Consider the following 11,345-nt stretch of genomic DNA (forward strand, 5'->3'; position numbering starts at 1 on the left):
ACGTGACGAACTACGACGACATCGACTTCTCCCCCATCCAGGCGCTCACCGAGGGCGAGGTCATCACGCAGTCGCCCGTGCGCGACATCCGACTCGCCTCAGGCAAAGTTCTCGCGCTCATCACGCTCGACAACGGTCGCGATCACACGCGTCCGAACACCCTGGGCCCCGCGACTCTCACCCAGCTGGGCGAGACTCTCGACGGCCTCAGGGCACGTGCGGCCGCGGGCGAGATCCAGGCCGTCGGCATCACCGGCAAGCAGTACATCCTCGCGGCCGGTGCCGACCTGTCCGACATCAGCAAGGTGGGCTCGCGCGACAACGCACGCCTGATCGCGCAGCTCGGGCACAAGGTCCTCGGCAAGCTCAGCGACCTCGGGGTGCCTTCGTTCGCCTTCGTGAACGGCCTCGCGCTGGGGGGCGGTCTCGAGATCGCACTGAACTCCAGCTACCGCACGGTCGATGCCTCCGCTGCTGCGGTGGCGCTGCCCGAGGTCTTCCTCGGCATCATCCCCGGCTGGGGTGGCGCCTACCTGCTGCCGAACCTGATCGGCATCGAGAACGCGCTCGAGGTGGTCATCTCGAATCCGCTCAAGCAGAACCGGATGCTGAAGCCGCAGCAGGCGTTCGACCTGGGCATCTTCGACGCGATCTTCCCCGCTGCGAACTACCTCGAGAACTCGCTGGCCTGGGCCGACGCGGTCCTCGGCGGCACGAAGGTCGAGCGCAAGAACGAGCCGGGCAAGATCGAGCGCCTCACCAAGTGGCCGATCGCCATCAAGATGGCGCGTGGCATGCTCGAGTCGAAGATCGGCACCGTGCCGAAGTCGCCGTATGCCGCGCTCGAGCTGCTCGACAAGGCGAAGAGCGGCACCAAGGCCGAGGGCTTCGCCCGTGAGGACGAGGCGCTGGCAGAGCTCGTGACGGGCGACCAGTTCGCCGCGTCGATGTATGCGTTCGATCTGGTGCAGAAGCGGGCGAAGCGGCCTGTCGGCGCTCCCGACAAGCAGCTCGCGAAGAAGGTCGCCAAGGTGGGCATCATCGGCGCCGGGCTCATGGCGAGCCAGTTCGCCCTGCTCTTCGTCCGCAAGCTCCAGGTGCCCGTGCTGATCACCGATCTCGACCAGGCGCGCGTCGACAAGGGCGTCGCCTACATCCACGAGGAGATCGGCAAGCTCGAGGCCAAGGGCCGACTGGACTCCGACTCGGCCAACAAGCTGCGCGCACTCGTCACCGGCACCACCGACAAGAGCCTCTACGCAGACTGCGACTTCGTGATCGAGGCCGTGTTCGAAGAGGTGGGCGTCAAGCAGCAGGTGTTCGGTGAGATCGAGCAGATCATCGCCGAAGACGCGATCCTCGCGACCAACACCTCGTCGCTGTCGGTCGAGGAGATCGGGTCGAAGCTCGCACATCCCGAGCGTCTGGTCGGCTTCCACTTCTTCAACCCGGTCGCCGTCATGCCGCTGATCGAGATCGTGAAGACGCCGACTACCTCGGAAGCGGCACTGTCGACCGCATTCGTCGTCGCGAAGAACCTGGGCAAGAACGCGGTCCTCACCGCCGACGCCCCCGGATTCGTCGTGAACCGTCTGCTCGCCAAGGTCATGGGCGAGGCCGCTCGCGCGGTCTACGAGGGCACGCCGATAGCGGATGTCGAGAAGGCCTTCGGTCCGCTCGGTCTGCCGATGGGCCCGTTCCAGCTGATCGACCTGGTCGGCTGGAAGGTCGCCGCCCACGTGCAGGACACCATGGTGCAGGCATTCCCGGACCGGTTCTACGCCAACGAGAACTTCCACGCACTCGCCGAACTCGACACGGTCGTGGAGAAGGACAAGGGTGGTCGCGTCGTCGGCTGGAGCAAGCAGGCGGAGAAGGTCCTGAAGCCGGCTGTCGGCAAGACGCCGGCAACGGCTGCGACCATCCTCCAGCGCGTGCAGGACGGACTGGCACAGGAGATCAAGCTGATGCTCGACGAGGGCGTCGTGCCCGAGGTCGAAGACATCGACCTCTGCCTGATCCTCGGTGCCGGCTGGCCGTTCATCGACGGTGGGGCCTCGCCCTACCTCGATCGCGAGGGCGCCTCCGAGCGGGCGTTCGGCGGCTCGTTCCACACTCCGCAGATCCGCGGTGTCGAGCACCGCTGACCACGGAGTTCACGCGAAGCGCCCCACCGGATTCCCTGCGGATCCGGTGGGGCGCTTCGCGTCCACCTCTACCGAGGCCCTAGCCAGGAGCGATGGGCTCCGCAGACCGCGGTCGCCGAGGCTCAGCCGGCGGACTGAGCCGGTCGGCCGTCGTCGTCTCCGCGCCGAGGCCAGTACGACAGCGCCCGCTCTGCGAGCGCGGTGATCGTGAGGGAGGGGTTCACGCCGGGATTCGCGGGAACCGCCGCACCGTCGACGACGTGCAAACCGGGGTGCCCCCAGACCCGGTGGTACGCGTCGATGACACCGTCCGCGGGTGACGCCGAGATCACGGCGCCACCCAGGAAGTGCGCGGTCAGTGGGATGCCGAACACCTCCGGCCAGGATCCGCGTGCGGCCGCGGGCAGCCCGCCTTCGGTCTCGACCCGCGCGGCGATCGCCGCCGCCGCCGTGTGGGCCTGGGGCAGGTAGCTGGGGTTCGGCTCGCCGTGTCCCTGGGCACTCGTCATCACGAGGCGACCGAAGCGACGGCGCAGCGAGAGGGTGAGCGAGTTGTCCGCCGTCTGCATCACCAGCGCGATGATCCCGCGCTCGCTCCAGCGACGGAGACTGCCGAGTCGGAACTGCCGCAGCGGAGAGCGGAGCACCTGTGCGACGAGACTGCGCACACGCACCCCGAGCGGTCGGTCGCCGGGGACGAGGACGGTCGCCAGCGCACCCATCAGGTTCGATCCCGGGCCGTAGCGGACATTCTCGACGTGCGTGCGGTCGTCGATGTGGAACGAGGTCGTGATCGCCACGCCCCGGGCGAGCTGGAGCGACTCCGGAACGCTCGTGGCGACAGCGCCGTCCAACGCCTCGGAATTGGTGCGCGTGAGACGACCGACGCACGCCGAGACCCGCGGCAGTGCCCCGGACTCCTTCATCCGGTGCAGCAGCTGCTGCGTGCCCCAGGTACCGGCCGCCAGGACCACCTGCCGCGCGGTCACGGTCCTCCGCGCGTGCCGGAACCACGCCCCGCTGCGCTGCGTGGTCACCACGAACCCACCGCCGGGGAGCTCCCGCACCTCGCTCACCGTGCGCAGCGGCTCGATCGCGACCCCTCGGCGCTCCGCGAGGGCCAGGTAGTTCTTCATGAGCGTGTTCTTCGCGCCCACCCGGCAACCCACCATGCAGTTGCCGCAGAGCGTGCAGCCGGTGCGATCGGGGCCGTCCCCGCCGAAGAACGGATCCGGCGTGCGCTCCCCCGGCTTCCCGAACCAGACTCCGACCGGCGCGTGCCGGAACGTCGAGCCGACACCGAGGTCATCCGCCGCGCCGGCCATGATCCGTTCCACCGGCCCCGTGTGCGGGTACTGCTCGACGACGCCGAGCATCCGCTTCGCCGTGGCGTAGTGCGGTGCCAACTCGGACTCCCACGCCGCGATGCCCCGCCACTGCGGGTCCTCGAAGAACGCCGCCCCCGGCTGGTACAGCGTGTTCGCGCAGTTGAGCGAGCCACCGCCCACGCCGGCACCCGCCAGGATCATCACGTGCGGCAGACGGTGGATGCGCTGCACACCGTGGCACCCGAGCGCCGGTGCCCACAGGTACCGGCGAACGTTCCAGCTGGTCTTCGCGAAGTCGTCGTCCTCGAAGCGGCGCCCTGCTTCGTAGACGCGCACACGGTAGCCCTTCTCCGCCAGTCGCAGAGCGGCAACAGAACCCCCGAAGCCGGACCCCACGATCACGACGTCCTCGTCGAACTCAGTCATCGCTCTCCCTCGGCCCCATCATCGTGAGCGCCCCCGGCAGCACCGAGATGGTGCACTCATCCTCGCCGATGCGCTCGCCGTCCGCGTAGACCACGAGGCCCGGTGCCGAGACCGTGACCGCCCGCGCGCGGCGATGCGCGACCTCAGCGCGCGCGAGGTGCGTCCCGCGCAGCAACAGCGGGAACAGACGCAGCAGACGCAGTCGGCCCAGCGGGGCGACATGGACGATGTCGAGGAGACCGTCGTCGGGGACGGCCCCGGCGCAGATCGGCATCCCGCCGCCGTAGCTGGACGTGCTTCCGGCCGCGATCAACGTGCCCGGCGCGCTCCTGGACTCCTCTCCGTCGACGGCGAGGATGAACTCCATCGGGCGCAGCCGGACGAGCTCGATGAGCAGTGCGAGGTAGTAGCGAGGTGCGCCATGCGGCCAGCGGAGTCGGTTGGTACGGTCGCTGACCTTCGCGTCGAAGCCCAGCGCCGCGATGGTCAGGAACTTCCGGCTGCCCATCGCCGTACGCACCACGCCGACGTCGATCGACCGCGGTACACCGGTGAGGGCGAGCTCAGCGGCGGCCCGGGCGTCACCGCGCGGGAGTCCGAGCGCACGGGCGAGATCGTTCCCCGTGCCCGCGGGTACCAGAACGACGGGGACGGAGGCGGCGCACACCGTGTCGAGCACGCCGGAGAGTGTGCCGTCGCCGCCCACGATGACCAGCACACGCGGTTCGTCCGCCAGTGCGGCGACCGCGAGCCGAGCGGTGTCCGCTGCAGAACCACCCGCGTAGGCGCGCACCTCGGCACCGCGCTCCCGGAGAAGCCGGACGGCCGCGTCCGCCGCCCGCCCGCCCCGGCCTTTGCCGGAGAACGGGTTCGCGAGCACGGCGATGTGCTCGGCCACGTCAGCGCGTCCGCTCGGGAGGGATCACGGCGCCGGGATTGAGGATGCCCGCCGGATCGAGTTCACATTTGATCGCCCGGAGAATGCGGATGCCGGTCTCGCCGATCTCCTGCTCCAGCCAGGCGGCGTGGTCACGGCCGACCGCATGGTGATGGCTGATGGTGCCGCCGGTCGCGATGATCGCGTCGTTCACGCGCGACTTGATCGGACCCCACACCGTGAGCGGATCGGCGCGGATGCCGGCGAGGACGGTGAAGTACAGCGACGCACCCGTGGGGTAGATGTGCGACACGTGGCACATCACGTACGACCGGGCGCCCGCCTCCGCGAATCCCTCCTTGAGGGCGGACTCGACGGCCGCACGCAGTTCGAGCAGGTTCGACCAGGTCGTCCCGGTCTCGAGCGTCTCGCAGAACACTCCGGCATCCAGCAGCGAATCGCGCAGGTACGGGCCGTCGAAGCGCCCCTGCAGCCACTCCTCCGCCGCGCCCTCTCCCGCCGATGTGCCGCCGGCAGCCGACAGCAGCGCGCTGGTGCGGGCTCGACGCTCGGCGATCCCCTCGCCCTCGTACACCGTCACGACACTCGCGCCCTTCGCGAGCGCCTTGCCGATCTTGCCGACCTGAGCCAGACTCACGGCGGTCTCCGCCTCGTCGGACAGGCGGATGACGGTGGGCCCGGAACCCTTCTGCGCCACGCTCCGCAGCCCCGCGGCTCCGGCGGCGAAGTCCGGGAACGACCACGACTCGAACACGCGCTCGCGCGGGATAGGGTGCACGTGCACGCGCACTTCGGTGATCACGCCGAAGATGCCCTCCGAGCCAAGGAACACCCGGATCAGATCCGGACCGGCGGCGGAGCCCGGCGAACGTCCGAGGTCGATGTCGCCGGTCGGCGTCGCGACACGGATCCCCGTCACCATGGTGTCGAAGCGCCCGTTGCCCGCGGAGTTCTGGCCGGAGGAGCGGGCCGCCGCGAAGCCGCCGATCGTCGCATACCGGAAGCTCTGCGGATAGTGACCGAGTTCGAGGCCGTGAGCCGCGAGCAGCGACTCGGCCTCCGGTCCCGTGGTACCGGCCGCGAGCACCGCTTCTCCGCTGATCTCGTCGAGGCGGATCAGCCCGCTCAGGCGGCGCAGGTCGAGGCTCACGACCGCGTGCTGGTCTCCCCTCTCCGGGTCCAGCGCTCCGACGACGCTCGTTCCGCCGCCGAAGGGGATGATCGCGACACCATGCCTGACCGCGACATCGAGACAGGCGCGAACCTCGCCGTGGCTCGCGGGTCGGATCACCGCGTCCGGGACCGCCTGCTCCCGCTGCCGGCGCCGGAGGAGGTCGGGAGTCGAGCGTCCGCCGGCATGACGGATGCGCGCTTCCGCAGTGACGTCCACGTGCTGCGGGCCGACGGCGGCGCGGAACGCCACAAGGTCCTCGTCGTCGAGCGCCGAGGGCGAGACCCGCACCTGGGCGAGTTCGACCGCAGGCTCGGGCTTGCGGATGCGGCCGAGCATCAGAGGCAGCAGCGTACGCACCGCGAGCGGCAGATCCTTCGCCTTGTCCGGGTCGCCCCAGCCGTTCCACCTCATCGACGGGTCGGCATCGACCCTGCCATCGTCTTGGCCCATGCGTTACAGTGTGACACATCATGGAAGAACGTCAACCTCTCTGGGACACCACGCAGGCGCGTATCCTCGACGCCGCGGACACGCTGATCGAACGTCGGGGAGTCCACGGGGTCACGATCGCCGAGCTCGCGCGACGCTCCGAGCTCAGCCGCCCCACGATCTACCGCAACTGGAGCGACGCCGACGACGTCGTCCGCGCCGCACTCCTCCGCCGCGTCGACGGCATCCTGAGCACCTTCTCCGCCGATGCGCGCACCCGGACGGCGCTGGTCGACGACGTGCTGCGCTTCATCTCCCTCTTCCGCAACGACCCGCTGTACGCGCGACTGCTCGACGACGAGCCGGAGGCGTTCACGCGCTACACCCTGCAGCGCGTCGGATCGAGTCAGCGCATGATCCTGCAGTGGCTGGCCACCGCGATCGGCTCCGCGCAGGCCGACGGGTCGGTCAGGCCCGGGGAACCACAGGAGATCGCGGTCATGCTGATGCTCATCGCGCAGTCCGCGGTCCTCTCGCATGGCACGGTCGCCGACCTCATCTCCGAGTCCGCGTGGGAGCGGGAACTGCGCGCCGCGCTCGACGGACTGCTGCGCCCATGAGCACGCCGTCATCCTCGCTCAACGCCGCGCGCCGGAGGACCGAACTGACCCTCGCCGCCGACGAACCGGTGGACGTCCTCGTCATCGGCGGAGGCATCACCGGCGCCGGAGTGGCGCTCGACGCCGCCTCCCGCGGGCTCAGCGTGACGCTGATCGAGGCGGAGGATCTCGCCTTCGGCACCAGTCGTTTCAGCTCGAAGCTCGTGCACGGCGGACTGCGCTACCTCGCGACGGGTGACGTCGCCACCGCGAAGGAGAGCGCGCGGGAGCGGCACCTGCTCATGACGACGATCGCTCCGCACCTGATCCGACCGCTCGGACAGCTTCTGCCCTTCAGCCGCGAAGTCACGCTGCGCCAGCGAGTGGCGGGCGCCGCCGGCATGGGGCTCGGCGACCTGCTCCGGATGCGGGCCCACACGCCCCGGAGGGTGCTGCCCGTGCCCCGGTTCGTGTCCGCCCGCGAGGCGACCCGACTGGCGCCCGCCCTCGACGCTCGCGGATTGCGCGGCGGCATGCTGTCGTACGACGGACAGCTGGCCGATGACGCCCGTCTCGTGGCCACGGTGGCACGGACCGCCGCGGCGCGCGGTGCGCGCATCCTCACCAGGGTCCGCGCGATCGCGCTCCGGGGCGACGGAGCGACCGCCGAGGACGTGCTCACGGGAGAGCGGCTCGAGGTCGTCGCCCGCTCCGTGATCAACGCCACCGGGGTCTGGGCCGGTTCGCTCGATGAAGCCATCCGTGTGCGTCCCAGTCGAGGGACCCACATCGTGCTCGACGCCGCGGATCTGGGGTTGCCGACCACAGCGCTCACCATCCCCCACGAGGGCTCGGTCAGTCGCTATGTCTTCGCTCTTCCGCAGGCGTACGGGCGGGTGATCGTCGGCCTCACGGACGAAGACGCGCCGGGCGTCGTGCCCCGTGTGGCGCAGCCGACCGGACCGGAGATCGACTTCCTCCTGCGAAGCCTCAACCGGGTGATCAGGACACCGTTGCGACGCGATCAGGTGCGCGGCGCGTTCGCGGGCCTGCGCCCTCTCGTCGACAGCGGGACGGACGCCACGGCCGACGTATCGCGTCGACACCTCGTGACAGTGTCCGACGGGGGTTTCGTGACGGTGCTCGGTGGGAAGCTGACGACGTATCGTCGCATGGCCGAGGATGCCGTGGAGCTGGCATCGGAGGCGCGTGGACTTCGGGCGGCGCCCAGTCGCACCACCGCGCTGCGCCTCGTGGACCGCGACGTCGCCACCACGGGCGAGGTGCTCGATGTCGTGACGGGGTTGACGCGCGCGGAGGTCGAGTTCGCTGTCCGGGTCGAAGGTGCCCTGACCGCCGAGGACGTGCTCGATCGGCGCACCAGGGTCGGGCTCGTCGACGCCGATCGGAACCGGTGTCTTCCGGCCGTCGAGGCGGTCGTCGCGCGTACCCTCGCCGACCTCGGCTGAGCCGGCCGCCGACCGTTCCGCGCCGCCCCGTATCCACGGCACGGCGCCCAGGGGAACGACCGGGGAACAGCTCATGAACTCCCCCGGCCGATGCTCTCGTCCGGCGTCCTCACGCGCCATCACCATGCACAGTGGTGTCATGGACATGCTCTTCACGATGCTGGGCGGCAAGGGGATGTCGGGTCTGCTGAAGACCGGCACGGCGGTCCTCACGTTGCTCCTGGTCCTACCCGCGCTCCTCAAGCTCTTCGTCGTCACGGTCGACGAAGGCTGGGCCGCGATCCGGACCCGAAACGGCAAGCCCATCATCCGCAATCGTCCGCAGCGCCGGCCGACCGCTCGCGGCGGAGCTGTCGGGGAGGTCGTCGTCCTCGACCCCGGATCACACGGCGCCTTCCCCCTCTTCTACTGGTATCGACTCGTCGATGTGCGCTGCAGGGCGACCGACCTGCCCGTCCGCGAGATGGGCGGCGCGAGCGGACACCAGCACCGCGTGCATGCGTCGTTCGAATGGCGCCCGATACCGACCGGCCGCGATCTCCGGGTGTTCGAGCTCGACGTCGTCAACGTCAAGGAGCGCGCCTCGAACATCGTCGGCGCGGCACTGCGAGACGTGATCAGGGGGCTCGACGGCACCGAACTGCCGCACAACGACGAGATCAATGCGCGTGTGATCGCCGCCAGCGCGGAAGAGGTTCGTCGCGCCTGCGGGGTGGAGCTCGTGCGTGTGATGGTCACGGGCGACGCACTGACCGACGGGTATCTGATGTCTACGGCGCTCCGCGACGTGGATCGCGGCGCACAGGCCGTTGCCGCACTGCACGCACTGAACTGACGCGGTCCATCGGTTCGGACCGTCGGCTGCGTCAGCGCATCAGTGGCGTTCGCGGAGGGGCAGGTCGATCGTGCCCGTCTCGCCCGCATCCCGCGCCTTCGGGATCCTGGTCCCGAGGACCTGCGACACGATGTCCTGGGCGATCTTCGGCGCCGTGAGGCCCGCATCCGCGAGGATCTGATCCCGCGACGCATGATCGATGAACTCGTCGGGCAGGCCCAGCTCATCCACCGCCGTGTCGATGCCGGCTTCACGCAGGACCTGTCGCACCCGTGTGCCGATACCGCCGACGCGGATGCCGTCCTCGACGGTGATGACGAGACGATGGTGTGCAGCCAGCTCGATCACCGACGGCTGCACCGGGATCGCCCAGCGGGGATCGATCACGGTGGCCCCGATTCCCTGCGCTCGGAGTCGGTCTGCGACGTCGAGGGCCAATTCGGCGAACGGGCCGATGGCGACAATCAGCACGTCCTCCGATTCCCCTCGGGCGAGCACGTCGACGCCGTCCTCCAACCTCTCGATGGCGGGGAGATCGGCCGCGACCTCACCCTTCGGGAAGCGGATGACGGTCGGAGCGTCATCGACCTGGACGGCCTCGCCCAGAGCCTCGGTCAGGCGCGCTCCGTCCCTCGGAGCGGCGATGCGGATGTGCGGGACGATCTGCAGCATGGCGAGATCCCACATCCCGTGATGGCTGGGGCCGTCCGGGCCCGTCACGCCTGCACGGTCGAGTACGAATGTGACGCCCGCACGGTGCAGGGCGACGTCCATCAGCACCTGATCGAACGCTCTGCCCATGAACGTCGCATAGAGCGCGACGACGGGGTGCAGGCCGCCATAAGCCAGCCCGGCAGCGGAAGCCACCGCGTGTTGCTCGGCGATCCCCACGTCGTACACGCGATCGGGGAACCGCTCGGCGAACGGCGCGAGGCCCGTCGGTCGGAGCATAGCGGCCGTCATCGCGATGACGTCGCTGCGCTGCTCCCCCACCGAGACGAGGGCATCCGAGAAAACGTCGGTCCACCCACGACCGCCCGACGACAGCGTCTCACCCGTCGTCGGGTCGATCTTCCCGACCGCGTGGAACTGGTCGGCCTCGTCGTCGCGGGCGGGCTGATATCCGCGCCCCTTCTCGGTGATGGTGTGCACGATGACCGGCGCGCCGTACGACTTCGCCAGCTCGAGCGTCTCGAGCAGAGCGGGAAGATCGTGTCCGTCGATGGGACCGAGGTACTTGATGTCGAGGTTCGAATAGAGCGCCTCGTTGTTGGTGAATCGCGAGAGGAAACCGTGGGTTCCGCCGCGCACGCCGCGGAACACCGCGCGCCCCACGGGACCGAACGCGCGGAACAGACGATCCGAGCGCTGGTGGAGATCCTTGTACGCCGCCGCGGTGCGCACGCGGTTCAGGTAGCGCGACATGCCGCCGATGGTCGGCGCGTACGAGCGGCCGTTGTCGTTGACGACGATCACGAGATTCCGGTCGTTGTCGTCGGAGATGTTGTTCAGCGCCTCCCACGTCATACCGCCCGTGAGCGCTCCATCGCCGACCACGGCCACGACGTGCCGATCCGCGCGACCGGTCGCCGTCAGGGCTCGGGAGATGCCATCCGCCCAACTCAGCGAACTCGACGCGTGCGAGGACTCGACGACGTCGTGCGCGCTCTCGCCGCGCTGCGGATAGCCGGCGAGTCCGCCGCGGACCCGCAACGCCGAGAAGTCCTGGCGCCCCGTCAGGAGTTTGTGCACGTAGGACTGATGTCCGGTGTCGAAGATGAAGGGGTCATCCGGAGACGAGAAGACCCGGTGCAGAGCGATGGTCAGCTCCACGACGCCCAGGTTCGGCCCGAGGTGCCCACCGGTCTGCGAGACGTTCTCGACCAGGAACGCCCGGATCTCTGCGGCGAGCTCGTCCAGTTGATCGGCCGAAAGCGCGTCCAGATCACGGGGTCCTGAGATGCTCGGAAGAATGGGCATCTGCGCCTCCTCACAGGCTTCGCCAGAAGCGCCCGACGAGGGTGCGGGCGCCCGTCGATC

The 11,345-nt window shown here is 69.5% G+C and carries 8 protein-coding genes; 4 read left to right on the top strand and 4 right to left on the bottom strand.

Features of this window, described 5'->3' with window-relative positions; all coding sequences use genetic code 11:
- The first annotated feature begins 2 nt into the window (after positions 1–2).
- Positions 3–2,147: a 3-hydroxyacyl-CoA dehydrogenase NAD-binding domain-containing protein gene (locus ACFC14_RS15180; protein WP_376107222.1), complete on the top strand. Its 2,145-nt coding sequence runs from the start codon at positions 3–5 to the stop codon at positions 2,145–2,147.
- 122 nt (positions 2,148–2,269) lie between these two features.
- On the opposite strand, the gene ACFC14_RS15185 is transcribed toward ACFC14_RS15180, so the two are convergent.
- Genes ACFC14_RS15185 through ACFC14_RS15195 form a run of 3 tightly spaced genes read right to left on the bottom strand, consistent with a single transcriptional unit; the run spans position 2,270 to position 6,423 of the window.
- Positions 2,270–3,901, bottom strand: a complete 1,632-nt coding sequence (locus tag ACFC14_RS15185; protein WP_376106156.1) for a GMC oxidoreductase — start codon at positions 3,899–3,901, stop codon at positions 2,270–2,272.
- Positions 3,894–4,799, bottom strand: a complete 906-nt coding sequence (locus tag ACFC14_RS15190) for a YegS/Rv2252/BmrU family lipid kinase (RefSeq protein WP_376106159.1) — start codon at positions 4,797–4,799, stop codon at positions 3,894–3,896. Before ACFC14_RS15190 ends, ACFC14_RS15185 begins: the two co-directional genes overlap by 8 nt.
- 1 nt (position 4,800) lies before the next feature.
- Positions 4,801–6,423: an FAD-binding oxidoreductase gene (locus ACFC14_RS15195; protein WP_376106162.1), complete on the bottom strand. Its 1,623-nt coding sequence runs from the start codon at positions 6,421–6,423 to the stop codon at positions 4,801–4,803.
- A gap of 20 nt (positions 6,424–6,443) precedes the next feature.
- Here ACFC14_RS15195 and ACFC14_RS15200 point away from each other — a divergent pair, with 20 nt between their 5' ends.
- The 3 genes from ACFC14_RS15200 to ACFC14_RS15210 all read left to right on the top strand — a co-directional run bounded on the left by ACFC14_RS15200 (position 6,444) and on the right by ACFC14_RS15210 (position 9,305).
- Positions 6,444–7,022: a TetR/AcrR family transcriptional regulator gene (locus ACFC14_RS15200; RefSeq protein ID WP_376106165.1), complete on the top strand. Its 579-nt coding sequence runs from the start codon at positions 6,444–6,446 to the stop codon at positions 7,020–7,022.
- Positions 7,019–8,470, top strand: coding sequence for an FAD-dependent oxidoreductase (locus ACFC14_RS15205; protein ID WP_376106168.1), 1,452 nt, complete (start codon positions 7,019–7,021; stop codon positions 8,468–8,470). The genes ACFC14_RS15200 and ACFC14_RS15205 overlap by 4 nt, the downstream gene beginning before the upstream one ends.
- 139 nt (positions 8,471–8,609) lie before the next feature.
- Positions 8,610–9,305, top strand: coding sequence for an SPFH domain-containing protein (locus ACFC14_RS15210; RefSeq protein WP_376106171.1), 696 nt, complete (start codon positions 8,610–8,612; stop codon positions 9,303–9,305).
- 39 nt (positions 9,306–9,344) lie between these two features.
- Here the strand turns inward: ACFC14_RS15210 and dxs are convergent, their stop codons facing one another.
- A complete protein-coding gene (gene dxs / locus ACFC14_RS15215; protein WP_376106174.1) occupies positions 9,345–11,285 on the bottom strand; it encodes a 1-deoxy-D-xylulose-5-phosphate synthase in 1,941 nt (646 codons plus the stop codon).
- Positions 11,286–11,345 lie beyond the last annotated feature (60 nt).

The organism is Microbacterium sp. NPDC055988 (assembly GCF_042269505.1).
In the GTDB taxonomy this organism is placed as follows: domain Bacteria; phylum Actinomycetota; class Actinomycetes; order Actinomycetales; family Microbacteriaceae; genus Microbacterium.